Raw genomic sequence first — 24855 nt, 5'->3', positions numbered from 1 at the left:
CAATCTGTTGATTCTTTGTGTTATTGGCTGAAATGACTTGCTTTATTAGCACTTAATAAAAATTGAGTAATCTTTTCTGATACTGTTTCTTCGACTGCCTTTTGACCTGCCTGCAATTCATCTAATGGTAATGTTTTACATTCAGCATTGGTCATTCTCTCTTCTCGCCCGATTGCCTTTAGCAAAGACAGCTCTAGGTCAGTGGCAATATTTACTTTACTCACGCCGCCGTTTGTCAGCTGAAATGCTTTATGAATCATTTCACTCGGCACACCGGATCCGCCGTGAAGGACTAAATGGACAGGTGTTAACTCACGGATACCACTTAAACGGTCATAATCAACCTTGGGTTCACGAACCATGTACACACCATGTGCTGTACCACATGAAACTGCTAGGGCATCAACTCCCGTTTGTTTAACAAATTCTGCCGCTTCAATTGGATCTGTATATAATTCTTCATCACTATCTGTTTCAATAAAATCAGTTGTACCAATCATGCCAAGTTCTGCTTCAACAGATACTCCCTTTGCATGCGCATATTCCACAACCTCTTTTGTAATCTTTACATTCTCGTCAAATGGTTTTTCTGAGGCATCGATCATAACAGATGTGAAACCTGCTTCAATTGCATCCTTAATAACGGCTAATTCCTTCGTGTGGTCTAAATGTAAAACAACGGGTACTGTAATTTCTAAAGTTTCTACTTGTTTATAAAACTCATCACCAAATTCAAATGGTGTAATTCCATAACGCTCTAATTCTTTTTGTGAGATTTGAACAATAAGCGGTGAATCTGTTTTTTGACCTGCTTGTAAAACTGGTTTAATCATTGCTGTATAACGAGGTGAAAATGAACCTGTTGCATATTGAAATTTTTCCGCCATTTGTAATGCGTTTGTTAATGGGAGTACATTAGCTGGTTTTACTTTGTTCAACATAATCATCCTTTTATTTAGTATTTTGTAATGTGTATTTAACAGCTTTCATGCCTAATTCTGGACTCGTCACAAATTGACGCTGTTCATCTGGGGTAAAGGTTGAAACAACTCTGGCCATCGACGCCTGAGCTAGAATAACGATATCTACTGTTTTTGCTAATTCAAGTAAAGCTGCAGAAAGGTCCGAATCATGACCATCTTTATCGCCTGCCATTAATTTCTGATAAGCTGATGCCACTAGAATCGGTTCAAACTCAACTTCTTTTTGTTTCTCTGCAGCTTTTTGTTTCAGCAAATCCAGTGTCGGCTTTAATGTGGTTTCCAATGTAGCCGCAACCCCTATTTTTGCAGCCGTACTAATCGCATATTCTGCCATTGCATCATCAATCCGGACAATTGGCGTAGTTACTTTTGGCTGTGTCAAGGAAACAAGTTCACCTATGGAAGAGCAGGCGTTTAAAATGCAATCTGCTCCAAGTTCCTCAGCTGTCTTCGCATAACTTTCCCAGCGATTAGCAATTTCTTTGATATTCCCGCCATTATTACTTAGCTGCGGGAGGATAGAGTCATCTACTAAATTGACAATCTCGCATTCTCCAATTATTTTTTTGGCTAACTCTTTTAACGGCTCAATAGTAACTGGAGTCGTATGGATAATCGCAAGCTTCTTTTTCATCTTCATCCCTCCATCTTTTTGATAGCTCTGCAGTTTATGTAAACTCAACTAACCATCTTGGACAGACCAGGATGGCTAATTGAATTTTCAATTAAGATAGCTTCAAATCGCTATTAAAAGCTAATGCTTCCTGAGCAGCATAGAGCACTAGACCAACACACCAGGAATGAGACAATGTTAACATCATTCCCTTCGGCTGGAAGCAATTCGTATTATAAAAACGCTCTGTAACCATTCCTTTATAAGCGTTAAAATCACCATCTTTTCTAGCAATAAATTGCAAGAAACATGCGATATGATCTCGAGTTCGGTCCAAGTAATAGGGATCCTCACTATATTTCCATAAACGAAGCATTTCTGGTACACAAAACAGGCCATAATTATGTAAATGCTGATTAGACGGCGATGCTTGGTCTGCACCGCGAGAGCGGAAATCGTACTGATTCAGCAATGTATGTTCTGGAAATGCTAGATTATAAGTCCAACGGAAGGTCATTAACCAATCTGCTGCAGATTTGGCAAGCTCTAACCACTTTTCATTTTTATCACTTTCATAGAGTAATACATATGCGACCACAGCATTATAAGCATCTTCAGATGTGGGTGTTAAATGGACATCTTCTGGCGCTCCATAGATGTATTCATCCACCACAAATTTTTCATAATAAAAGCCTGCCTTTTCTGCTGCGGCACGATACTCTTCTTTTTCAAAAAATTTACTTCCTTCTAATAAAGAGGCAATCCATAAAATACCTCCTGCACCGTCCCACTCTTCGACCTCACCACTTTCACAGTGATAATACGAACCGAAATTTCCATCAGGACGCTGCGTTTTAACTGCAAAGTTTAAATTGGATGTTACAGCCTTTTCCCAATTAGGGTGGCTATATCCTGATTGTTTCTCAAAAGATAGAGCACGAACCATAAACAAGGTTGCCTCAGAGATAGTTCTTGCCTGCAGCCAAGTGTTTTTTGGATTCCAGCCAGTTCCCCAGCCTTTCCCGAGCACCCATGACGCCCAAAACGTACCACTCGGAGCGAGTGCAGATGCAATATTATTTATGACATCGATTGCGGCATCCACATATTGCTTTATCCCATTTTTTCTTCCATATGTTAGTAATGCATAGGCGTACGGCGCCCCGCTGACCCAGCCAACATGCATGTGAGGGCGGTCTCCCATTCCTTTTACATTGTTATTAAACTCACGGTCAAAGGCGGCAGTTTCTGCTAGAATGCTATGTTCTGGCATATAATGCCAGCGATATAAGCCATGTGCGGTTAATTCTGCTGCTTCTTCAAGTCCCATCCACGGATTTAATGCATGCTCTTGCTGATGCTGCTTATAGATTTCGCGGACAAAAGGATCATAAGAATGTAAATCAGCTGATCCAGTATAGATTTTTACTCGCAAATTGACACTTTCACCTGGTTTAAAGGTATATAGTGAAATATCCTTTGGTTCAGGAATTGGCTCCCCAACAAATGTAACCGGCTCTTCTTTATAAGGAAAGTTTACCCAAATAGAGGTTTCCGTTTCATTTCCTTTAAACCCTAAGCCTGTCAAACCAAGTGGTGACATTTCCTCCACAGATAAAGCCCCGCACATTTCATCATTCCAAGCAAAAACTGCCGGAAGTGCAGCACGGTCTGATCGAAAGGACCAGTGGTCAGATACCATTTCTTCATGATTGCCATCGCGGTAATCATATCTAGGGTATTGCCGAGCATTATGCTCAAAACGATTTTCTTTATAAAAGGCACCCGGAATCATCCAAGTCGGCTTTCCGTTACCGGCTAATTGTGCTTTAAATTGTAATCCAAAATCCCCTGAAACTTCCTGGTTATAGTGAACATTTAAGTCAACCTGAATATACTGACTGCTTTCCTTGACTTGTTTCCACTCAGACTGGACAGAGAAAAACTCTCCTTTGCCCGAAACATGTAAGCTGTCACCTTTCTGATTCACTTCTGTTATTTGGATATCCTCTACTGTCTGTTCACCGTTATAAATTTCAAGCAGTGAAGACAGTTTTAGAAAAGCATTAATGCTCTTTCGTTCTGACGAATACACTTCAATTTCATTATCATGAAGGTTAATAATAGTACTCAAGGAAATCACACCTTTAGTTTGTAAAATTCAATCAGATTATCTCTAAAAATTCGCTGTGCAAACTCAACTGCTTCACTTTCTGTCAACATTTGGTCTTGTACCTTTTCGACTAAAACATCTCCTACAATTTTACGGGCAAGCTTTTGATGAGCATAGGTTCCCTCAATAAAATTGTAATCACCGCCAAAACCAAAGATCTTTGTTTGCGGAACCATTTCAATCATTTGATGCAATATTTGTTTTGCTATTGTGGGAGAAAGGATATACACCCATGTAAAGTCTGCATATACATTGTGATAGTTTTTTACAATGGTCAAATATTCTTGGTGGTAGGGAATACCACAATGTAACAAAACAAATTTTGCATCAGGATATGAAAGCAATAATGGAAGTAAATCCGTAACGTTTGAGTTTGTAATAATATTGCCGTTCCCTGCAACACTGGTTTCATGATGTCCTGTATGAATCTGAATCGGTAAATCATGTCTGATTGATCCTTGGATAATATGATGAATCAAGTAATCCTGCAGGACAATCGCATCCTGCTGCGCCATTGGCTCGTCTAAAAACGAGGAAAGTAAAGTATTGAAACATTTTTCCGCTTCATAAAATGTTGGTTTGGATGATTTAAGCGTTCTCCAATAGGCATGTCCGAGCTTTGCCGCAACCATTCCTTCAGAGACAAATTTATTTAATAAGGCATCGACAGCATGCAGATAATCCTGGAATGTATGAACATTTACTCCTGAATGTCTTTCAATTACCTGTACATCCTTAATTGTTCTCAATTTATATGCGTAATCCATGAACATGACCGGACGAAAAAGAGAAAAGTCAACATTGGTCGTATAAGCTAGTGTGATAGCCATATCAATTCCCGACTTTTCTTTTAACACCTTCGGGTACCATTGGTCATCATTTGTAGCAGCTATCACCTTTTCATTTAAAGCTAGTATGCCGGGAACAGACCATTCTTCCATTCCATATAAGTCCTTTACAGCTGTGTTTAATGTACGTGCATACGTTGTATTTCTCGCCTTTTGATAGAAGTTTAAAAATTTCTCTGCTTTCTCTTCATCATTTAATGGTGAATTTTTGCTTAAGATCCCGCGTTCCATTCCAGCCGTTATTAAGTCAGATTCTAAATAATGAAGAAGACCAAAAAAATCCACTTTATTTTTCCTTCTAATTTCCATCGGGTCTATGTGTTCATGACCATCAATAATGCGAATTTTGTTAATTTCTTCATGGATACTACTCATTTTACTGCCCCTCTCAATGATGAAAGAATGACTTAAAAGAATCCCCCTCATCCCACTCAGAATCTATTAACTTCACGATTATGAGCGGGAGAGGATTCCTAGTGTATTTTTTTAAGCCATTCATAATTCTTACAACTTGCTAATTAATCAACCTTAAGTTCAGGGAATGAGTTTTGTACTTCTTTCTTGAAGTCTTTAATTACTTCATCAATATCAGCATTATCTTTTATTCCCTGACCCGCTACTTTTCTCCACTTACTTAACACTTCTTCACCATACTTGTCTGATTTCATTCCAGGAATTTCTTTCACCGATTCGTAATATGGCTTTAATATATTTTGCTCACCAAACATCGGAGTTTTGAACGTTTCTAAGTTCTTTTCATAAACACTTAATAATCCTGGCATGTTTCCTGTTGTTTCTAGGTTGTGTTGCTGCCACTCTTCACTTGTAATAAACTCTATAAACTTATATGCCAGCTCTTTATTTTCTGATTTTTCATAGATAGATCGGTATGTTCCACCCATATAGAAGCCTTTTGGTGTTTTCGCCAGGCCATATTTATCATTTGCACTGTTATCTTTGTTATCAACCATGAAGCCAGCCCAAGCCGGCATTGCATTTAATACAACACTTCCATCATTGATGGCATTTCCCCAGCCTGCTGAGAAAAATTCAAGCTTTGCATCCACGTCATTATTAAAGATTTCTTTTTGAATTTCATAATTCTTTTTCCAGCTATTAGCGATGGTTAATTTTCCATCCTTTACCCAAGGCTTTTCATGATAGGCTTCAACATTGTATACATCACCATAATGAGAAATTAAATGAACTTTTCCATTGCTGTCTTTGTTTACTTTCTTACCTAACTCAATAATTTTGTCCCATGAATCTACCATGGCACTGATTTCATCAGGGTTGTCCGTTCCTAAATATTTTTTAGCATTTTCTTTGATATACCAGAATCCACCTGGTGAAGAGTGGTCAGAAACTGCTCGTACATCACCTTTACTATCTCTGCCTAATGCTTGTACATATGGAACGTAATCCTTAAGAAGAGCTTCTGCACCCATATCAGATAGATTTGCTGCATACTTAGAATTAATAAACTTGTCAATATAGGCTCTTTCTAAGTCAAAAATATCCGGTACATCTCTACCTGTCTGAAGTACATTTAACAGCTTTGTTTGGTATTGATCGCCAGGGAAGATTTTCACTTCAACCTCTGCATCCGGATATTTTTTCTCAAATTCTTTGGCCATATCTTCAACTTGTCCAAAGAAAGTCCAGATTGTTAATTTACCTTCGACTTTATTGCTATCACCTTTTTTATCATTAGAAGCATTCGCACTTTCACTGTTAGAACATCCAGCAAATAATGCTACAACAAGAACAGAAGCTAATAGAACAGAAATCCACTTTTTCATATAGATGTACAGCCCCTTTTTTGGTATAATTAACGTCTATTGTTTTTCTTATCGTTCTCTTTTAGTGCCTAAGACCGTCAATTCTTTTACACTAAAATTGAATTTGATAAGCTATGCATCCTTCAGTGATCGATGGTTTCATCCTTTCACTGAAGTTTTTTATTATGTATTTTCACATCACCCCTATCAAGTTTTTAATAGGATTATCCTTTTAATGCTCCAGCTGTAACTCCGCTGATAATTTTCTTAGAAACCATTGAGAAGAAGATTAAAATCGGAATAACGGAGATAACGATTCCCACATACATGGCTCCAAAGTCTGTTGAGAACTGTGATTTTACCATTGCAATCATGACTGGCAGCGGCTGCAGTTCATTATCAAACAGAACAATCATTGGTGTTAAGAAGTCATTCCACTTTCCAATAAACGAAAAGATTCCCAATGTTGCGAGAGATGGCATGAGCAACGGCAATACTAAACGATGGAATATTTTCAATTCCCCGCAGCCATCAATTCTTCCTGATTCTAGAATTTCTGTTGGGATACTAGAATCACACATTTGCTTCATAAAGAAGATACCAAATGCATTCGAAATGGATGGAAGAATGAGCGGCCAATAAGTGTTTAACATTTGAAAGCTATCCATCAACTTGAAAAAACCAATAATACCTAACTGACCAGGAATCATCATCGTTCCTAACACAGCAAGAAAAAGTAGATTCTTATATTTGAAGTTATATTTTGAAAAACCATAACCTGCTAATGCCGAGAAATATAAGTTTAATACAGTTGAAGTAACCGTTATAAACACGGTATTGACAAAACCTCTCCAAATTGGCACGGTATCAATTAATCGTTTATAGTTCTCGATAAACTCACTCCCAGGAACGAGCAGCAGCTTCCTTGCAATATCTGAATTTGCATGAGAAGAAGTGACCATCATACTGTAAAAAGGCAGCAGACAGGTAAAGGCAACGGCAATCAGCAAGAAGTATACTGCAAATTTCCCTAAGAATGATTTTGAATTAAACTCTTTTTTTGTTTTCTTTTTGCTAAAAGAAAAACTTTTTTCTACAATACTATCATTTGCTTTCATAAGGATCCCCTTTCATTCCAAGCTGAAAGTCTCCTACTTTTCTAAAGTAAAAAGATATTTTACTGTTCAACTTTGTTCATTTTTGAAAACTTCATTGTAATTAATGAGAAGAACAAGATGATGATAAAAATTGCATAGGCAATGGCTGCTCCATAACTATAATCAAATCGTTGGAAAGCGGTTTGGAATAAGTACATTACCATCGTCAGTGTCGAATTATCAGGTCCATTTCCGAGCATTAACGGCGCATCAAACAATTGAAGACCACCGATTACGGAAGTAATAAACGTAAACAATAGAACCGGTCTTAATAAAGGCAATGTTATTTTAGTCGCAATATCCCATTTTGAAGCTCCGTCAACTCTAGCTGCTTCATATAACTCTTCAGAAATTGATTGAAGACCAGCAATAAAGACAAGCATATTAAATCCAAAGTATTGCCACATAATTACTCCTGCTACAATAAACCTTGAAAGCCAAGGGCTGTTAAACCAGTTTACTGGATCATCAATAAGCCCAATTCCCATTAAAAATTTATTAACACTTCCTGTTTGCCAATCGAACATTAAGCTGAACAAAACCCCTAGTGTGACAGGTGTTACAATATTAGGGAAATAGAACACCGCTCGAAAGAAATGCTTTCCTCTAATAAATTTTTCGTTAAGGATCATGGCTAGCGCCAAAGCTAGAACCAATTGCGGAACAATTGATAAAATCCAAATGATTAATGTGTTTCCTATTGCTTTGAAAAAGAATGTATCCTTGAGTAGTCGTGCATAATTATCCAGCCCAACAAACACTGGGTCTGAAAACCCATCCCACTTCGTGAAGCTTAAATAGAGCGAGAAAATAATTGGCACTAAACCAAAAATAAGAAATGCAATGAAGTATGGAAGTACAAAATAGAATCCATATTTTGATTTATTAATAGAAGAAGTTCTCATGTTTTCACAGCCTTTTAAACTTTTTTGTCCACCTTTTCTAGTTTTCTTTAAATATTTCGATGTCACTTGAATAAAGTCTATTACTTTAGAAACTGACTTATTTTAAAGTAGAAACATGTTCGGTTATCTTCCTGCATGAGTCACGAATAATTAATTCAGGTTTTAAAAGATGTCGTTTTGCTTGGTACTCTTCTCCCGTTTCCATTCTATTAAATAATTCCGTTGCGGCTTTCATGCCCATTTGCATAAATGGCTGTTTTACCGTCGTTAATGATGGATATACCCAGCTGGCCAAAGTGATGTCATCAAAACCCGTAATCGAAAAATTAGTAGGAACATGATATCCTCGCTCTTGAAACGCTCTTAATGCCCCAATTGCCGTTTCATCATTTGAAGCCACAACCGCAGTGAAATCTCCGTCAGCCAGCAACTGATTCATCGCACGATAACCGCCCTCATTCGACCAATCAGTAGTAACAATCCAGTTCGAATTGACTTCTAATCCTAGCTGTCCGATTGTTTCAAGATAACCTGATAAGCGGCATTTTGTTGCTGCAGCATCGTCTGGTCCTGAAATATAGGCTATTTTTTCGTGGCCAATACGATGAAGGTAACGAACAAGTTCTGCTATGCCGTAATAATTATCAACATCTACCGAAATGACATTGGGAACACCAGCGGAATCTCCAAAAACAACTACCGGGAAACCAGCTTCTGCTATTTCAACTAATTCTTGTTTATCTCTTTTACTGAAGCTAATCATTATGATTCCATCAACATGGCCTTCGAAAAATAAGTTTTGAAAGTATGACTCCTTATATTTATTTGAGGTCATACTGTAGAACACACAATTAAATCCTTTTTCCTTCGCTACCTCTTCAATCCCTCTAAATATGGATGGATAAAAGATGTTTGTAATACTATCAACCACGATACCAATGGTTTGAGTTTTACTTCTAACTAATCTTCTCGCATTTTCATTGCGGTGGTAGTTTAATTCTTTTATCGCCTTTTTTAATGCCTCTTCTGTTTCCTTTTTAACTGGCAGACCATTCAAATAACGAGAGACAGTGCTTTTGGATGTATTGGCATGTTTAGCCACATCTTTGATTGTAGGATTCATTATTGACCTCCTCTCCCTTAATTTATTATTTTTCTTTTTTAGAATAGGAACGTTCCCAAAATTAATGAAACGGATTCATATCAATCGTAAAACTCAGTTGCTCCACTACATCCCTAGTTCCCCAAGAAAGACAATTACTTTTTAAAAAATACACAAAATTAAAGAGCCGAATTACTACTATGTAAGAATTAGAAACCGTTTTCAACTAGCAGAAAAAATTTTTACAATCGTAATGATATTGTTAATTCGATAACTCAGCAGGATATTGCAGGTATCCTGCTGAGTTATCTGGGAACGTTCCCAATTTAGTGTAAGAATTATTTGTCTATTTAAATTTTAGGATGTATTGATGATTTTGTCAAACAATTATTCGACTTTCTTTTAAATTATTCGCAACAAGTTTCGACTTTGTCGTGTACCAGGTTCCTAAACCTCTTTTTGCATACTTACTTTTTATCAGAAAATCGTAACCATTCATCCTCATCATTAAAAATATTAACCTTTTTATTTTTCACTGCATTCTCCGCAAACAAATACATCGCGGCTGACCACGATTGTCCTGCAAATCCCATCGGACGTCCTGACTGGCCATGGAACCATTCGTTAAATTCCCATTCTGTTTTCTTACCTGTTTTATTCATACTAGCCAGTTTCCCTAATTGATACTCTGCCTCATCAAACCTTTTAGCTTGAATAAGTGCTGCCACATAGAAACCACCGATAAACGGCCATGATCCGCCATTATGATAGTGGTGCGGCAAATTAAGATTTCGAACACGATAATAATCGCGCCAATCTTTTTCACCTTCACGAATAGCAGGATATAAGGCTTGAACAGGAAACGGTTTATTAATGCCACAACCCTGGATATAATCGAGGATTTTATTCGCTTTTTCTTCATCCGCAATCCCAAAAACAATTGCTAATAAATTGCCAAGCGTATCAAACCGGTCTGCATAATCACGAAATCCCATATACGGAAGATAAAATGGTCTTTCCACAAGTTCGGTTTCTACCCGCTTAATGGGATAAATCCATTCTTTTCGCTCTTTTTTAACCCAATCCATTTTTTCCTGATTTTCAGGTGTAATCCACAATAGAATATTTATCTTCTTTTTAACATCTCTTGCATTTTCATAATAATAACTCGAAGGAAGTTTCAATGCATCTGCCATATGTCCCATACACTTCCAAGCTGCAGCATATAACACATTATCGAAAAGGACATTGTAGCGGTTTGCAAATAAGTCCGCCCAATCCATTGCTTCATGAACCTCTAGTAAGCCGCACTCATTTGAATCTTGATAGCGGAGCCAAAGCAATGCGTTTTCTAAATTCCCCCACCATCTTTGTAAAAATTCCTTGTCCTTGGTTTCCATATAGTATGAGTAATGACCTATGATATACCAAAGGTTCCCATCCACACAGCCTGCATGAATCGAATCTTCAACAGCTTGTCCTTTTACACTCTCATCATCCAGCTTCCCGCCATGGGCGATTAACGCAGGATCGGCTACATTCGGAAAACCAACATTATGAGGGATCTTTCCCAGTTCACTTTGAAACTGCCCCAAGGTTTCCAATGAACGGCGATGAATGCTTGGGCCAATATCATCCTGACAGACAAGAAGACCTAGTCCACAAATCATACTATCCCTTGCCCAAACCTGTTGATAGGCGGTACTTGAGCCGAGTAATCCTAGCTCTCCACCATTTTTCAGTAATATTTTTTCAGCCTTTTCTCTGCCTAAATCTACTATACTTTCTGTCATATCCTTCTCTCCCAACTGAATTTAAGTTACCTATTCCCATACTTTTAAATCTCTTAATCTCACAAAGAGTAATGCTTCACACAGTCACTAAGGATTTCTCAAGATCTTCGATTAAGTTCGTTTCTTTGATTGGCTCCTCAGGATTTTTTGGGATGGATAACGTTTTAATTTCAGATGGTCCAAAATGCAATTCGATCTTTCTGCCCCAATTCTTCAAATCTACATTCACAACTGTTTCTTCGTTATGAGCTTCATAAAGTCGAATGATTAAATCATCATGATTCTCAGCCTTTTTTAAAGCAGAAAGAATAATATTAGGCTGGTCAATCTCAATAAATGAATCTTCTTGAGAGAGTGGACCTTTATGATAGGTTTCCACAATCAGCTGCGGCTTTTGATTTAGTTCTAATGCATGCTTTACCGTTTCTGCTTCTTGCCAGCTATTTTCATGCGGCAGTAATTGATAGGTAAAAGTTTGAATTCCTTGATCAATGATTGGATAATCCTCGTCCGGATCTGGTACGAATGGAGCATGATGGGCATAAATCGGACTTCTTAAAACGGTTAAATTAATACTATTCCCACTTACATCAACACCGTATTTACCATCATTAAGGAGACTTAAACCATATATATCTTTTCTATGTTTGCCGATCGTGCCTGTGATATCAATCCAATTTTGCATTGGCTTTTCATCTCCATTTGCCTCGCGTGAAGCATGTCCAAATGGAATCTCAGAAGTTGCATGCCGTTGATTGAAGCTTACTGGAAACTTGAGTTTAAGAGTTTGGTAGCTTTCCTGCCAATTTACTTTTACTTTCACTTCAATCTTATTTAACTGCTTGTACATGATAAAGTCCTGAACAATCGTAGAAGATTGAAACTTAGACGTGACACGAATAACTCCTTTTACCGGACCTTCTTCCAGCTTTTTAATCCGGATTGGCTTAAATACACCGGCGATTTCATCAAAGCGGAGTTTCCCATGTCCCCATGAATCGGATGAATCATTCATGACGTACGGAATAGCGGCATCACTCTTGAACACTTCGATTTCTTTCTCTTTGTCAAACAAACTGCTGATACCACCTGTTTCTTTATCAATTACAAGCTTGAAGGTATCGTTTTCCATTTCGTAATCGTTTACTTTTACAGATTCAAACACTTTTGCAGGCTTAACACTACGAAGTTTATACGTGCTATATCCTAATGGCGGCAGTTCAGCTAAAAGTGCAACTCTTTTTCGGTTCGGTACTTTCGCCACAGAATCTATGATTTGGTAAGGAACTTCATTTCCATGAACATCTTCAATAATAAATTCTTCTGGCAATAAATAATTCACAAATAGCCCATACTCGATTTCAATATTCACCTTTACAGGCCATGAATGAGGATTAAAGATGACCATTGGCTTCATGTCTTTTTCTTCTTTGATATTAATATTCCAACTTAACGATTGGAGGGCATAATTCATATTTCTTGATGCAATACTTATCGATTCTCCAAATAAATCTCTTGCATCATCATAAGCTTCTGAAATGCTTGTTCCTGCTAAAATATCGTGGAACTGGTTAAATAAGATTCCTTTCCAAGCCTGATTCATGTCTTCTGGATAGTGCTGTCCTGTTGTCCAGTTGGCAAGGGAGGAAAACTTCTCAGCCATTAAAGTGAGATTTTCAGAATATCGATTTAACTTTTTGACTTCAGAATGAACAGAATAACAACCAATTGCATGATGATGCAGATCGTCATGAACAACTGGAAGACTATCCTTAAAACTTTCTACATGCTCAAAGAATTCATTTGGTGAACTAAACATTATATTGGTATCTTCCATCGATTGGTTTAGTCTTTCAATAATTTGGATATTTTCCTTTGTCGGTCCTCCTCCATGATTACCAACACCATAGAAGCACATGAGATGATTGAAAGAGTGCTTCAGTTCATTTTCACAATGCATAATGTGATTTTCTAAATGATCAAAGGTGCAATATTCAAAAGGAATTCGAAACGCTTTCACGCGAGAACCATCTTTAGATTCCCATAAAAATAACCGGCTTGGCAAACCTTTTTCCTCTGGACCAGGTCTCATAAATACATAAGAATCCATACCAGATTTCTTTAAAATTTGCGGCAGCATTCCATTATGACCAAAGCTGTCAACATTGTAGCCAACCGTGGCAGTAACACCAAACTTTTCTTTAAAATAGTTCTGGCCGATCAGCCCTTGGCGGACAAATGATTCTCCACTTGGGATATTGCAATCTGGCTGAATCCACCAGCCGCCGCAAATAATCCATCTGCCTTCTTGAATTCTTTGCTTGATTTCTTGAAACATTTTTGGCTCGTTTTTTTCAATCCATTCATAATACGCTGCAGAACTTGAAGTAAATATAAAATTCTCATATTCTGTCAGACGATCGAGTGCTGAACGAAATGTCGCCTTCACCTCTTGAAAACCTTCCTGCCAGCGCCAAAGCCATACAGGATCGAGATGTGCATTGCCTATCATATACATGTTTTTCATAGGTAGTTTCCTCCAAATCCGATTCTTAAGTTTACTAGTTTGTTAAACAATACTCGCAAATATGTAACCGCCTTCACCTCCTAAAAATGAGAGTTACCTCATTTTTTTGATTATTATAACACTCAACTATACCTATGTATATTCGATAAATTAAGTTTCTCTTAACATACCAGATTAATAGCATACGCCTATATTGTCTGTTCCCTGTATTAGAGCTGGGCCAGGTTATTCAGCTTTTATTTTTTATTTTTTTTGATAATGTACGATTGTGGCCATAGAAAAACACCCTCCTGAATACTATATTGCTATAGTACGATTCAGGGGGTGCTTTTTCCTTGTCTCACTTATCAGGGTCTTTCCAGACATTGTTTGTCTCTTGTTCATGCTCCCTTTGTAAATGAGAAAATGGCTGCCTTACTACGCAGGTAAAGATCAATGGAGGACATTTCTATGTATTAGAAGGTTCTCTTAGGAATTCCTTGATTTCATCAACAGTAATCCCTAAATTTCGAGCTTCTAAAATAAGTTCCAGCCATTCCTTATCAATTTCTGTTTCATCTAATAGAGATGTTAACATAGTACTTGGTGTCCTCCTAAAATATTAGTTTTAGGCAGCTCAGCCATCATTGTTAGCACTTTAGACCCGTAGCTTTGCGTCCCAACCTTTCGATAGGTTTGCCTTTATCTGATTAAGGTAATAAAGATTATATGACAATAGTACCACAAAAATTCTTTATATCGAACATAAATAATTCTAAAAGTTTCGACATTTATTTACATTTCTTCCATAGAGCCGTTACTAATATTAACGATGTGAAACAGAAACAAGACAAGTCAAACCAAAATACCTACTAAACTGTAAAATTATTGAATTATTCAATCGCTATTTCTGGGTTATATTTACTGATTTTCATTTACAAAATATGAGAATTATAGTAACATTCTTTATAAAGAATGGTTTTTCGAACAATAAGGAACGGACTTGCTTTTATAACTTAGAAAGGAGGTAAGATATACTATGAATCATATAAAAAGGGTATTTTTTACCACATTATTAATTTTTGTATTTGTTATCCCTAATTCAGTATATGCTTCATCTAATACAACTCAATCTTCTTCTAGCGAATCTTTTCTAACTAACTTCCTTTCTTATTTCAACTTTGGTAATCCAGATGAGCACGATGACAATCAAAATAATCATAATTATTATGAATCGAATACTAATGATTGGTTGATTTCCATGGTAAGCTGGTTCAAATCCAGTAAAGATGTACACTACAATGACTGGGAAAAAGAGCAGTGTACCAATGATAAGATGGGTTGGGGCAACGATGATGGCTGCATAGACTCCGCTGAAATATGGAAAAGATGGTATTGTCTCTAGTGTTGATAGGGTGAAGAAGATTATTGATATAAGCCAATAAGCCGAATATAGACAAGCTATTCTCATACCTTGTCTATTTTCGGCTTTTATTGTAAATAAAAAACGTAATATAACCAAATCAATAGCTCCATTCGTAAATAAATCTATGGCAAGGTAGATATAATAAAATGATGGTAATTCATAGAAGTTGTTTACATGATGACGAAAAAACATAGGATGTGTTTACAATGGATTTCCTCCAGAGTCAGGAAACACTAACCACTTTAGAATGGACTCTACGTGCAGTAATTGCCTATTTCTTTTTGATTCTTGTTGCAAAGGCTATGGGGCAGCGTTCGATTGCACAGCTTAGATTGCTTGATTTCGTAATTGCGCTCATGATCGGAAATATCATTGCTCACCCATTGTCAGATGAACATCTGGGTCTAAAAGGTTCACTGACAACTACAGTGGTATTGATGGTCTTATACGTTGGCAGTGTTTATATTATTATAAAATTGCCACGGGTTAGAAAACTAATCAACCCTGCCCCTATTACACTTGTTAAAGACGGTGACATTGACTATAAAGGTTTGAGTAAGGCAAGAATTTCAATCGATGTTTTGTTAGAAGAATTACGGGAAGAAAAAGTAGAGGATATTAAAAAAGTGGCATTAGCCTTGTGGGAAGCTGATGGGAAAGTATCCGTTTTTTTGGATCCAAAATATAACCCTCTTACACCTGCAACATATAAAATGAAACCTGAACCATTTGACCTTCCAAAAACGATAATAAAGGAAGGTATCATTTATCCTAACGTGTTAAAACAAGTGAACAAAGATGAGGTATGGGTAGTTGAGAAGCTAGAAAAAATTTATCATACAAATATTAAGAACGTGTTGCTTGCAACTATTGACAATAAAGAAAATTTGAAGGTTTTTCTGTATAAATAAAATAGAGCACCGCAGGGTATGCTTCCTTCAGTGCTCTATTTTTTTGATTATCAATGATTCTAAAAAATCACCTTTAACAGCCGTGAAATCCTTTTTCTGTATAACGATAAATACATTATAATGGCAGCCCCATCTTGCTGATTCTCCCCTAGCTCACAAGAGAGTTCAAATTTAGAAGGCCATATCCAATGACGGATTTCTATCAATCTGTGCTTAACGGTATCATAGCTGAAAAATTGGTAGTCAAAGAAGTCCAAATATTGTTTAAGGCCCTTAACTTTATTATGCCTCCATAACGTCTTTCTTTTAAAAGGAAGCTTTATTACATCATTTAAATACGGAAACTGTTCATAAACAATGGACAAAGTCCTAGTCAGCCTCTTTAACGTTTGGTGATTTGCAGCCATTTTAAACAGTTCTTCATAGTCCAATTCATCTCTATATTGGTGAATGACTTGGATAATATCAATGAAATATTTCAGTGAATCTAAATTATGCCTCCAGCCGTGGAGGCAAATCATATAAAAGCAATGCATGTTAGCAAGTTCTCGGACATGTGAATATTGTCCAATCGCCTTCGATTCGTTCCATATATCATTCATATCAAAGTTTGATGTTTCTTCCTTTACAAGCCCCCAATGCAATTCCACGACTAATGGAACCGGAGAATGGGGGAGCCTTTTACTAAAACTGCAATGGAAATGTCCAGGAATAGGCTCCTCTTCAACCGAGAACCCTAATGCTTTTACTGACTCAATGGCCAGATTTAAGTCCTGTAATCGGACTAATAAGTCAATATCAGAGGTTGCTCTCGCACCAATATGCCCAAAGTATTTTTCTGCAAAATAAACTCCTTTAAGAGTAATAACGTCAATACCTTGTTCTTCAAACCTTTTTAAGAGTACATCGGTCTGATTTTTTATGAATAGGTTTTGAAAAAGTCCTTTATCATAGTTTTCTTTTAAGTATGCTTGAAAAAAGGTCGGAGTTTGTGTGAGCATTCCATTCTGTTTTAATAAAAAGTAAACCTGTGATTGGATTCCATCGTGCTCTATATCCCTAAGGACTTTGTGGTAATCATAATCATCGATTTGCATCGGTGCTTTACACCCATTTAAGGCTGAAATAAAATCAAAACTCACAGCACCCACCTCCCCTTTAAGATTTCGAGACCAAAGCTAATGGGCTTCCTTTTTTCGAGTTAAATGATGCTTTATTGAGTTTGCGGTACAATCCATTTTGATTCAATAACTCGTTATGCGTTCCGCGTTGAACAATTTTCCCATTATCCATAACCAAAATAAGGTCTGAATTTTGAATGGTGGACAACCGATGAGCAATAACAATGGTTGTTCTTCCTTCCATCAATTCCTCGAGTGCTTCCTTAACATGAAACTCCGTTTCTCCATCCAAGGCTGATGTTGCCTCGTCTAGCAAAAGAATGGGAGCATCTTTAATAATAGCCCGTGCAATTGCTATTCTTTGTTTTTGACCACCTGAAAGTTTGATTCCATTTTCACCAATTTGAGTGTCATACCCTTTTGGCAGTGAGAGGATAAATTCATGTATCTCAGCACTAATTGCAGCTTCTACCATTTGTTTCTCTGTCACATCTGGGCGCGCAAGCAGCAGATTATCACGGATAGTGCCTGCAAATAAGAAAGTATCTTGAGGAACATGAGCAATCGAACTTCTTAATTCGGAGACAGCGTAGTCTTTAATGGATTTACCAGATAGTCGTATTTCCCCTGATTGCGGCTTATAAAAACCTTGCAATAGATTAAAAAGTGTACTCTTCCCTGCCCCTGTAGGACCGACTAATGCGATCATTTTACCAGTCGGGATATTTAGATTAAATTTATCTAATACATTATTATTTCCATAGCTGAAGGTAACATCAGCAAATTCAATGGAATCTACATCCTTTAGTGTTGGAGAATAAGATGGAAGTTCCTTTATATCTGGTGATTTTTCTAATATGTCTAGCACTCTTTCAAGTGCAGCCACGGACCGTTGAAAACCAGCCCAAAGCCCAGCAAAGCCGGTGATGGGATAAAACAAGTGGTTAACTAAATTCAAAAATGTCAAGAGAGCTCCAACAGTTAATTCACCATTTGATACAAACAAGGCGCCTATAGACAAATTTACCATAAAAGTAATCGACCCGATGATCTGTCCGCCCGTATTATACCAAGATCTTAGCTTCGCATTTTCCAGTTCTAAATCAAGCAGTTCCTTGTTCTGATTAGCATACTTATGATAGTAAAGTTTTTCCAGTGTAAAAGAACGAATTACCTGAAATCCGTGAAACGTTTCACTTAAGAGGCTATTAATATTACCTATTAAACTGTGAATCAATCTCCCATTTTTCCGAAGTAATAAACCAAACACTACACCTGATATTGCCACAATTGGGGCAACAATTAAACTAATCAAACACAGTGTTAAATTGATATTTGCTAAGTATACAAAGACAACAATATAAATTATTGGCAATCTAATTAAACTAATGAGATTACTGCCAATTACACCGTCAACACCATGTATATCGTTAGAAAAGTGGGACATTAATTCACCAGAGCGATAATTAGAAACATCTCCAGCCGGCAATCGTAATACATGGTGAAATAAATGGTTTTTCATATCCATTTTCACACCATTAGTTGCAAAAATTTCACAATAGGTATAGCAAACACTTGAGAAAATGCTTAATAAAATAAGTAGTCCTCCATATGGAATGAATGAGAGGATTTGTTTATATCCCCCATGAATAGCTGAGTCAGTAATCTCACCAAAGAACTTTGCAAAGGCAATTGTTAAGTAAATATCGAGTCCTAATAAAAGTATAATAAACAAATATGCCTTCCACTGTTTCCTGATAAAAGGCTTCACAAACGTAAAAGTCCTACGTAAATCCTTTATGGTAAAATACTGTTTGATTAGCAAATCTAGCTTTTCTTTCATAAGGTACACTCCACACTTCGTTATTAATATTGCAAGTTTCTATTAAGATATCTTCGAAGAATACCTGAAAGGGCGGGAAAGGTAAGGATAACTTTTCCCCAAAACCTCGCAACACAACCTTCTGGGGTAAATATTCTATGTTTCTTTTGGACACTAACTAATTTCCCAAGGATCTGATCCTCACCTATTAATGGGTCAAACCCCAGGTTAGTATCCCCCTTAAGCTGAAAGAAGCGTTGATTTTTTACGATTTTTATTGAAACTAGACGATGGGCAATCAATTGACCGGTTTTTGTATAGAATAAAATAACATCACCCTTTTTTAAGAGTGTCGTTTGACAGTGAACAAACCTGCAAAGGTTTCCTTGTTGAATAAAAGGATACATACTATTACCAAAAGAAGGGAGCTCGAGCCAGCCATCCTTTTTTATCGTGTTTTTTAACAATAGATACGTGCTATGGTCGATTAACATGTTCAATCAACCCACACTCGGTAAGATTAGCCAGGAATTCTTCAATATCTTGTTTGACTTGTTCTTTGTTTTGGATTGTTTTATACTCCTCAATCAAGGAATTAACAAGAGTATCAACAGTTTGGATCTTATTTAGCAAGGACCAGCAAAGCCCTCCTGCTCCATTTAATTTCGTAATGGTATATTGTTCTGTATTTAAGATGATCCATTCACCATCTAATTCGGTTGCTTCTACATTTCCTTTTTGAATAAAATGAGTCATCATGATATTAACTCCCAAAATGAATTATTTTTTTGAAAATGAAGTTCATAAACTGGTACTTGCTTTACCATTAGTGTCATTAGCTTCATAATTCTGCTGGTTTCTTCCTGGCTATGGGGCCAAAAGAAAACCTTATCCATTAATTGAAAAAGAGCTTCAGACTTTGCTACCCTTTCACGCTTATTTTGAAGTGCTTGGAAAAGAATTTGTACACTGCCTAATGAAAGGTTCCCGCTAAATGAGTCCGCCTCAATTTCACTGCGAAAAGGAGAATTATAGACCTGTACATCCTCTTCCGTGATTTTTACAAGGGTTGCTTCATCTGAGAGGAGATTACGTGGAAAGGATAGTTTAGCTGCAGTCGATTTACCTGCCCCGGATTGCCCTGAAAATATATGTGCCCTTCCATTATCAATTACACAGGATGAATGGATCAACAGACCCCAATTATGATAAACGATGAAGGAACTAAATAGGTTCATTAGTGCATGCTTTAGTGCAAGTTCATTGTGAACAGATACCAAAGCAGTTCTAAAATCTGAATCTACCTTTATGTAATAATCAGCACGACGATAGAAGATTTGGTTACTGTCCTTCATGATGTCTACATAATAATCTTGGAAAGATACACCAAATCCATCTTCAATATTAATTACAAGGTCAGGTTGTTTATTTCCTATGGGTATGTATGAGTGAAAATTTTTTTCAAGCATGGTCCGAAGATTTTTGGATTCACACAAGATTCGAATGTAAAAGTCGCCAATTTTCGTTTTTAACATTTTTATATTGGTCTCCTAAAATTATTTAATAAGGAAAGTCAATGAACTTTCCTCATCAACCTTCCCACCTTGGAACGTACTATGGATTTACATTTGGATTACACTGGCCAACACCAGTATTTCCATTACCATTTCCGTTCCCATTGTTATTACCATTTCCAGGTGTACCTGCTCCACATGGCTGCGGATTTGGATTTCCTGGCGGGAAATGTATTCCTCCATTCCCTTTGCCCTTATGATCATGTTTTCCTTTACCCGGATTCCAACTTTGCGCAGTTTCAAAGCGAATCATTTGATGACTCAAAACTATCGGACGGGTATAAACCTTTTCTATAATCACTCTTTTCACCTCCTTTATCAGGACGGATGTTCATTATAAAGAACTAAATGTTCAAAAAAATATCGATGATTAAATTATATAATTGAAAATAATAACTTACTATTATAATTGAATAACCTCTATCCTAAAATTATAATTTAATAATAGTTCTTATTAAAGAACAATCATTCGACAAAAAACCACCTTTCTTCCGCTGATACCAAACAATGGGTTAAAAATTAACTTTTGATTTATCTTCTTTGAAAAATAAAGTACTTCTTCTTAGAAATCGACCAAATCTAGACCCATTACTATTAAAATATTTCCTATGAATAAGAATGGCAATTACAAAAACGCCAATAGCGTTTTTTACTAGATCAATAATAGAGAAAGACCTAAAAGGTACATATAGTTGATGAATTTCATCTATCACTCCATATCCGATGGATAAAACCAACACTACTACTTCTTTCCATTTCTTTAAAGGTCCATATAAAAGAAAAAACATTATTAAAAGAAGATATAGAATTCCAAACTCAAAGAAATGTCCAAACTCTAATGCAGCACCAATCGCTAGTATAACAAAGGGGTTTATTAACTTTGTTAAATCACTGACAGAATCTGGGTCAAAGTGGCTTGTTTGCTGCCAAATCAAGTACATATAAATAAATGGAGCAATTGAAATAGTAAATCGACCTATTGATCTCATATAGGGGTGTCTTCCTTAATTTAGCTAATTTTTCTCCAACCTTAATATTTACAGATTGAATTATTTGTTTTGCAAGTAGGATAAGTTATTGAGATAGACTTTATTTTTCTGACACCTTATTTAAAATATATTTATTGAGTGCTATACCAAATGGTAAAGCAATAAGTGTCAGTAGCTTTTGGGGTGAATGCCTTAAAACACCTTTACTTTCTGCAAAAATACTGCAAGATACATAATGGATGGCTTGCTTAAATTTGAAGAGTAACGAAGTGTTTGGTAATTTCATCATTTCCATTCGATAAAATCTAAATCCCCTTGGACTGATTTTGTATTGTTTTATGATATTCATAGACGATCCATCCGGAAGATACTCCACACAACAAAGTGCCTCATTCATTAATAGCAGTTCATATTCTTGGTCAAGCTTGTAATATTTATAGGAAAGCGGCACTAATCTTTCATTATGATAAACAGGGTATGGATACTTCTTCGTTAGTTTCGTCCGATATACTAACTTTTTATCACCCTTAACTCCATACTTGTTATAAAGGTTATAAAGTGTTGAACTTTTAATATCGCTTGGTAGTTCTGTTCCTATTATTTCCCCACTGGTATTGCAATCTAGGCCGACTATACCTCCTATTTCTTCACTACCATTTGCTTTCCAAAAAGAAATAATTTTTTCAACTGCATCATCCGGCATGTAGTCATCGCTGTCTATACAAACATTTAATTCTGTATCAATTAAAGAATAAGCCGTATTATGCGCTCCATGCATCCCTTGGTTTTCTTGTTGGTAATACCGAATCGATATAATATTTTCGGTCATCCAACTTCTAACTAAATCTTCCGTATTATCAGTTGACCCGTCATCAACAATTAACCAAATAAATTCTTTATTCGATTGTCTTTTTAAGCTCTCATAACAATGGTGAAGTGTATATGCCCTATTATATGTCGGGGTAAAAATAGTTAATATCGGCAAGATCATCACCTCGCATTTGATAAATAAAAATCTTCTAGCCATCTTGCTGTATTTTTTATATCATAGCCTTTATCTCTTAGCATTTTTAGTTTAGAGGTATTACGTTCTCTTCTTTCCACACTAGAGTTTTCTAGTTCAGTAACCCATGAATCTACACTTGTAAGTTCTATAAATTTCATTAATTCTAACCCCATGTCAACCTCTTTTGTTATTTCTTCTGATATCAAGCAAGGAATCCCTGCAGCTTGAGCCTCAATAAGCGTGACTGGCAGTCCTTCATGTAGTGAAGGAAATACAAATAAGTCAAAAGCTTGAAGTAATTTATTAATATCGCTTCTGACACCTAGGAACTTAACTTTACTTTGTATATTTAATTCATTTACTCTTTGTTCAATATCCTTTCGTAATATCCCGTCACCACATAATAATAAAATAGACTCTGGTTTTCTTTTTACAAATTCTGCAAAAACCTCTAGTAGAAATTTGTGATTTTTTTGTTTTGTAAATCTGCCAACATGCCCAATTACAAATTGGTCACTAATCCCTAATTCCATTCTTTTTGTCATTCTAATATCAGGAGAGTAACTGAACAATTCTGGTTCTATTCCATTATTAAGTAATGTTGTGGAACTTGATCTTTTGCCAAATAGCCATTTAGCAGCAGCTTGGGAACAAGCTAGGGTATAATCAGAGTTGGAGGGAATAAATAATCCAGAGTACCATTTATATCCTTTTGTTAAAATCCCTCCTTCACCCCCAGTATTATGACTGTGAGTGATACAATAATGGATCCCAGCTTTCTTTGCAGCACGTAATACAAAACCACTCATGCGATTTAAATGAGAATGGACGATAGTATAATCGTCATGTCTAGAGAAAAAGTCGTTAAGGGATTTTATGTAACCAAAATGACCTGCTTCACTCACATATGGAATTCGGTAAATTGTTCCCCCGAGTTCTTTTATCTCACTATCAAATATTCCATCTTTACATGTCAGAAAGTCAAATTGAACTTTGGATCGGTCGATATTCCGATATAAATTCATAATAAGCGTTTCAGCCCCGCCCCTGTTCATATTGACTACTACATGTAAAACTCTTATCGGTTTACTCATTCACTACCCTCCTAGTATGCAGTATTATAAAAACCTCCTGGCGGATAAACTTTAGAACTAGGAATGGCTTAAACTTCCCAAATTACTTTTATACCACTCTATCGCTGCTTCAATTCCTTGCTCGAAACTCCATTCTGGTTCGTAGCCAAGCATTTCTTGTGCTTTAGATATATCGGCATTACTATGCTTAATATCTCCCTTTCTCGTAGGTCCGAATATGGGCTGAATATCCTTCCCCAGTGCATTCTTCAACTGATTATAGATATCAATTAAAAACTCTCTTCCACCGTAAGCTATATTAAAAGCATGTCCTGCCACTTCACTCTTAGCGTTACATGCTTTCAAATTAGCCTCAATTACATTTTCAATATACGTAAAATCCCTGCTCTGTTTCCCATCTCCATTGATAGTCGGACTATCATTATTCAGTAATTGTTTAATAAATTTCGGGATAACTGCAGCATAGACACCACTCGGATCCTGCCTTCTTCCAAATACATTGAAATATCGTAACCCATAGGTATCAAGTCCATATAACTTTGTATAGAGCCTGCCATACTCCTCATTTACCTTTTTGGTAAGTGCGTAGGGTGATAGAACATTGCCCACTCTACCTTCTTTTTTAGGCAGATTAGGCTCATCACCATAAACGGATGAACTTGATGCATAAACAAATTTTTTAACACCAAGTTGTCTTGCTGCTTCCATCATGTTTAACGTACCTTTAATATTAATTTCTTCATATAACAAAGGCATCTCAATACTTCTAGGAACGCTCCCCCAAGCAGCTTGATGGAGGACATAATCTACTCCTTCACAAGCTTCTAAACATGTATTAAATTCACGTATATCTCCTTTGATGAATTCATAGTTGGAATTAAATATAAACTGTTGTACATTTTCTTTTTTTCCTGTTGAATAGTTATCAAGTCCTCTAACTTGATAGCCTAAATTCAGAATAGCTTCAACTAAATTAGAACCAATAAATCCTGCTGAACCAGTTACTAAAAATGTTGAACCTTTTGGAAAACTTATATTTTCATATCCCACT

General features: G+C 36.5%; 23 protein-coding genes and 1 riboswitch. Of the genes, 1 reads left to right on the top strand and 22 read right to left on the bottom strand.

Going from position 1 to position 24855, the window contains the following annotated elements; all coding sequences use genetic code 11:
* Positions 1 to 20 precede the first annotated feature (20 nt).
* From H0184_RS08645 to H0184_RS08590, 12 genes are all read right to left on the bottom strand, one after another.
* On the bottom strand, positions 21 to 938 hold the full coding sequence (locus tag H0184_RS08645; protein ID WP_221823427.1) for a class II fructose-bisphosphate aldolase: 918 nt from the start codon (positions 936 to 938) through the stop codon (positions 21 to 23).
* 13 nt (positions 939 to 951) lie between these two features.
* On the bottom strand, positions 952 to 1617 hold the full coding sequence (locus H0184_RS08640; RefSeq protein WP_221823425.1) for an aspartate/glutamate racemase family protein: 666 nt from the start codon (positions 1615 to 1617) through the stop codon (positions 952 to 954).
* Positions 1618 to 1708: 91 nt separating this feature from the next.
* Positions 1709 to 3730: a YyaL domain-containing protein gene (locus H0184_RS08635; RefSeq protein ID WP_221823423.1), complete on the bottom strand. Its 2022-nt coding sequence runs from the start codon at positions 3728 to 3730 to the stop codon at positions 1709 to 1711.
* A gap of 5 nt (positions 3731 to 3735) precedes the next feature.
* Positions 3736 to 4992: an amidohydrolase family protein gene (locus H0184_RS08630; RefSeq protein WP_221823421.1), complete on the bottom strand. Its 1257-nt coding sequence runs from the start codon at positions 4990 to 4992 to the stop codon at positions 3736 to 3738.
* Between the two features lie 143 nt (positions 4993 to 5135).
* Positions 5136 to 6419 (bottom strand): ABC transporter substrate-binding protein, encoded by a 1284-nt coding sequence (locus H0184_RS08625; RefSeq protein ID WP_221823420.1) that lies wholly within the window; start codon positions 6417 to 6419, stop codon positions 5136 to 5138.
* A gap of 203 nt (positions 6420 to 6622) precedes the next feature.
* Positions 6623 to 7516, bottom strand: coding sequence for a carbohydrate ABC transporter permease (locus H0184_RS08620; protein ID WP_221823418.1), 894 nt, complete (start codon positions 7514 to 7516; stop codon positions 6623 to 6625).
* A 59-nt stretch (positions 7517 to 7575) separates the two neighbouring features.
* Positions 7576 to 8460 carry a carbohydrate ABC transporter permease gene (locus tag H0184_RS08615; protein WP_221823416.1) on the bottom strand — a complete coding sequence of 295 codons (885 nt, stop codon included), beginning with the start codon at positions 8458 to 8460 and terminating at the stop codon, positions 7576 to 7578.
* Positions 8461 to 8557: 97 nt separating this feature from the next.
* A complete protein-coding gene (locus tag H0184_RS08610) occupies positions 8558 to 9583 on the bottom strand; it encodes a LacI family DNA-binding transcriptional regulator (RefSeq protein WP_221823413.1) in 1026 nt (341 codons plus the stop codon).
* Positions 9584 to 10029: 446 nt separating this feature from the next.
* On the bottom strand, positions 10030 to 11355 hold the full coding sequence (locus H0184_RS08605; RefSeq protein ID WP_221823411.1) for an amylo-alpha-1,6-glucosidase: 1326 nt from the start codon (positions 11353 to 11355) through the stop codon (positions 10030 to 10032).
* A 76-nt stretch (positions 11356 to 11431) separates the two neighbouring features.
* Positions 11432 to 13882, bottom strand: a complete 2451-nt coding sequence (locus H0184_RS08600) for an alpha-mannosidase (RefSeq protein WP_221823410.1) — start codon at positions 13880 to 13882, stop codon at positions 11432 to 11434.
* Between the two features lie 448 nt (positions 13883 to 14330).
* A complete protein-coding gene (locus H0184_RS08595) occupies positions 14331 to 14459 on the bottom strand; it encodes an anti-repressor SinI family protein (protein WP_221823408.1) in 129 nt (42 codons plus the stop codon).
* A 30-nt stretch (positions 14460 to 14489) separates the two neighbouring features.
* Positions 14490 to 14572, bottom strand: a riboswitch (cyclic di-GMP riboswitch).
* A gap of 442 nt (positions 14573 to 15014) precedes the next feature.
* The gene (locus H0184_RS08590; RefSeq protein ID WP_221823406.1) at positions 15015 to 15383 is read right to left on the bottom strand and encodes a hypothetical protein; all 369 of its coding nucleotides are present in this window, start codon (positions 15381 to 15383) and stop codon (positions 15015 to 15017) included.
* A gap of 110 nt (positions 15384 to 15493) precedes the next feature.
* Between H0184_RS08590 and H0184_RS08585 the strand changes: the two genes are divergently transcribed.
* On the top strand, positions 15494 to 16198 hold the full coding sequence (locus tag H0184_RS08585; protein ID WP_221823404.1) for a DUF421 domain-containing protein: 705 nt from the start codon (positions 15494 to 15496) through the stop codon (positions 16196 to 16198).
* 59 nt (positions 16199 to 16257) lie between these two features.
* On the opposite strand, the gene H0184_RS08580 is transcribed toward H0184_RS08585, so the two are convergent.
* From H0184_RS08580 to H0184_RS08535, 10 genes are all read right to left on the bottom strand, one after another.
* Complete coding sequence (locus H0184_RS08580) at positions 16258 to 17340, bottom strand: nucleotidyltransferase family protein (RefSeq protein ID WP_221823403.1); 1083 nt, start codon at positions 17338 to 17340, stop codon at positions 16258 to 16260.
* A 16-nt stretch (positions 17341 to 17356) separates the two neighbouring features.
* The gene (locus tag H0184_RS08575) at positions 17357 to 19162 is read right to left on the bottom strand and encodes an ABC transporter ATP-binding protein (RefSeq protein ID WP_221823401.1); all 1806 of its coding nucleotides are present in this window, start codon (positions 19160 to 19162) and stop codon (positions 17357 to 17359) included.
* A 23-nt stretch (positions 19163 to 19185) separates the two neighbouring features.
* Entirely contained in the window at positions 19186 to 19635 is a 450-nt protein-coding gene (locus H0184_RS08570) for a signal peptidase I (RefSeq protein ID WP_221823398.1), read from the bottom strand.
* Positions 19619 to 19900 (bottom strand): PqqD family protein, encoded by a 282-nt coding sequence (locus tag H0184_RS08565; RefSeq protein WP_260631495.1) that lies wholly within the window; start codon positions 19898 to 19900, stop codon positions 19619 to 19621. The genes H0184_RS08570 and H0184_RS08565 overlap by 17 nt, the downstream gene beginning before the upstream one ends.
* Positions 19897 to 20676, bottom strand: coding sequence for a hypothetical protein (locus tag H0184_RS08560; RefSeq protein ID WP_221823396.1), 780 nt, complete (start codon positions 20674 to 20676; stop codon positions 19897 to 19899). Before H0184_RS08560 ends, H0184_RS08565 begins: the two co-directional genes overlap by 4 nt.
* Before the next feature lie 79 nt (positions 20677 to 20755).
* Positions 20756 to 21016: a hypothetical protein gene (locus H0184_RS08555; protein WP_221823395.1), complete on the bottom strand. Its 261-nt coding sequence runs from the start codon at positions 21014 to 21016 to the stop codon at positions 20756 to 20758.
* 211 nt (positions 21017 to 21227) lie between these two features.
* Positions 21228 to 21704 carry a VanZ family protein gene (locus tag H0184_RS08550; protein ID WP_221823393.1) on the bottom strand — a complete coding sequence of 159 codons (477 nt, stop codon included), beginning with the start codon at positions 21702 to 21704 and terminating at the stop codon, positions 21228 to 21230.
* A gap of 100 nt (positions 21705 to 21804) precedes the next feature.
* Complete coding sequence (locus H0184_RS08545; protein ID WP_221823390.1) at positions 21805 to 22689, bottom strand: glycosyltransferase family 2 protein; 885 nt, start codon at positions 22687 to 22689, stop codon at positions 21805 to 21807.
* A gap of 5 nt (positions 22690 to 22694) precedes the next feature.
* Positions 22695 to 23804, bottom strand: coding sequence for a glycosyltransferase family 1 protein (locus H0184_RS08540; RefSeq protein ID WP_221823388.1), 1110 nt, complete (start codon positions 23802 to 23804; stop codon positions 22695 to 22697).
* Between the two features lie 57 nt (positions 23805 to 23861).
* Positions 23862 to 24854: an SDR family oxidoreductase gene (locus tag H0184_RS08535; protein WP_221823385.1), complete on the bottom strand. Its 993-nt coding sequence runs from the start codon at positions 24852 to 24854 to the stop codon at positions 23862 to 23864.
* Between the last annotated feature and the right edge of the window lies 1 nt (position 24855).

This window comes from Neobacillus niacini (assembly GCF_019749295.1).
GTDB classification, from domain to species: domain Bacteria; phylum Bacillota; class Bacilli; order Bacillales; family Cytobacillaceae; genus Neobacillus; species Neobacillus niacini_D.
Note: the sequence above shows the minus strand (reverse complement) of the source record. Positions and strands in the feature narration are given on the sequence as shown.

Bases quoted from the DNA above. Each gene is read 5' to 3' on its own strand.
- H0184_RS08640 (WP_221823425.1), bottom strand. From the start codon at position 1,617: ATGAAAAAGAAGCTTGCGATTATCCATACGACTCCAGTTACTATTGAG.
- H0184_RS08630 (WP_221823421.1), bottom strand. From the start codon at position 4,992: ATGAGTAGTATCCATGAAGAAATTAACAAAATTCGCATTATTGATGGT.
- H0184_RS08625 (WP_221823420.1), bottom strand. From the start codon at position 6,419: ATGAAAAAGTGGATTTCTGTTCTATTAGCTTCTGTTCTTGTTGTAGCA.
- H0184_RS08620 (WP_221823418.1), bottom strand. From the start codon at position 7,516: ATGAAAGCAAATGATAGTATTGTAGAAAAAAGTTTTTCTTTTAGCAAA.
- H0184_RS08615 (WP_221823416.1), bottom strand. From the start codon at position 8,460: ATGAGAACTTCTTCTATTAATAAATCAAAATATGGATTCTATTTTGTA.
- H0184_RS08610 (WP_221823413.1), bottom strand. From the start codon at position 9,583: ATGAATCCTACAATCAAAGATGTGGCTAAACATGCCAATACATCCAAA.
- H0184_RS08605 (WP_221823411.1), bottom strand. From the start codon at position 11,355: ATGACAGAAAGTATAGTAGATTTAGGCAGAGAAAAGGCTGAAAAAATA.
- H0184_RS08600 (WP_221823410.1), bottom strand. From the start codon at position 13,882: ATGAAAAACATGTATATGATAGGCAATGCACATCTCGATCCTGTATGG.
- H0184_RS08595 (WP_221823408.1), bottom strand. From the start codon at position 14,459: ATGTTAACATCTCTATTAGATGAAACAGAAATTGATAAGGAATGGCTG.
- H0184_RS08585 (WP_221823404.1), top strand. From the start codon at position 15,494: ATGGATTTCCTCCAGAGTCAGGAAACACTAACCACTTTAGAATGGACT.
- H0184_RS08575 (WP_221823401.1), bottom strand. From the start codon at position 19,162: ATGAAAGAAAAGCTAGATTTGCTAATCAAACAGTATTTTACCATAAAG.
- H0184_RS08570 (WP_221823398.1), bottom strand. From the start codon at position 19,635: ATGTTAATCGACCATAGCACGTATCTATTGTTAAAAAACACGATAAAA.
- H0184_RS08565 (WP_260631495.1), bottom strand. From the start codon at position 19,900: ATGATGACTCATTTTATTCAAAAAGGAAATGTAGAAGCAACCGAATTA.
- H0184_RS08560 (WP_221823396.1), bottom strand. From the start codon at position 20,676: ATGTTAAAAACGAAAATTGGCGACTTTTACATTCGAATCTTGTGTGAA.
- H0184_RS08550 (WP_221823393.1), bottom strand. From the start codon at position 21,704: ATGAGATCAATAGGTCGATTTACTATTTCAATTGCTCCATTTATTTAT.
- H0184_RS08540 (WP_221823388.1), bottom strand. From the start codon at position 23,804: ATGAGTAAACCGATAAGAGTTTTACATGTAGTAGTCAATATGAACAGG.